This is a genomic window from Streptococcus catagoni, assembly GCF_011421425.1.
Classification (GTDB): Bacteria; Bacillota; Bacilli; order Lactobacillales; family Streptococcaceae; genus Streptococcus; species Streptococcus catagoni.
Genome location: NZ_WPCW01000009.1, coordinates 1 through 927 on the forward strand (window position 1 = coordinate 1; position 927 = coordinate 927).

The 927-nt window shown below is 45.3% G+C and carries 1 protein-coding gene; it reads left to right on the forward strand.

All coding sequences use genetic code 11. The features are described 5' to 3' along the window. Position 1 precedes the first annotated feature (1 nt). The coding region (gene lacD / locus HBN42_RS09950) for a tagatose-bisphosphate aldolase (RefSeq protein WP_328804301.1) at positions 2 to 927 on the forward strand (926 nt) is incomplete at its 3' end.

The window sequence follows — 927 nt, forward strand, 5'->3', positions numbered from 1 at the left end:
TATTTCAGCACTGGCCTTTGATCAAAGGGGTGCTCTGAAACGGATGATGGCTGCCCATCAAGAGGGTCAGCCAAGTAGCCAACAAATGGTTGATCTGAAGGCTCTGGTTTCTGAAGAACTCACAGCCTATGCCTCTTCCATCCTGCTTGATCCTGAATATGGCCTAGCAGCCACAAAGGTTAAGAATCCCAATGCAGGGCTCTTACTAGCCTATGAAAAGACAGGCTATGATGCAACAACAAGCAGCCGCTTGCCAGATTGTCTGGTGGAATGGTCAGTAAAACGTCTGAAAGAAGCAGGTGCAGACGCCATTAAGTTCTTGCTCTACTATGATGTGGATGGTGAAGAGGAAGTTAACCTCCAAAAGAAGGCCTACATTGAACGCATTGGTTCAGAGTGTAAGGCAGAAGACATCCCCTTTTTCCTTGAAATTCTAAGCTATGATGAAAAGATCAAGGATAATAGCAGTGCAGAATTTGCCAAAATCAAGCCCCACAAGGTTAATGGAGCTATGAAGGTCTTCTCAGATGAACGTTTTGCTATTGATGTTTTAAAGGTTGAAGTCCCTGTCAATATGGCCTACGTTGAAGGTTTTGCGGCAGAAGGCTCTGAAGTACTCTTTAGTAAAGAAGATGCAGCGCAAGCCTTTAAGGATCAAGAAGCAGCCAGTCATCTGCCTTATATTTATTTGAGTGCTGGTGTATCAGCTCAGCTATTCCAAAATACCCTAGTCTTTGCGGCAGAGTCAGGAGCTCGCTTCAATGGTGTGCTATGTGGCAGAGCTACCTGGTCAGGTTCAGTCCCTGTTTACATAGCAGAAGGTGAAGAGGCTGCTCGCCAGTGGTTGCGTACTGAAGGCTTTAGAAATATTGATGAGCTCAATAAGGTTCTAGAGAAAACGGCCACTTCCTGGGAAGAGAAAGTAAA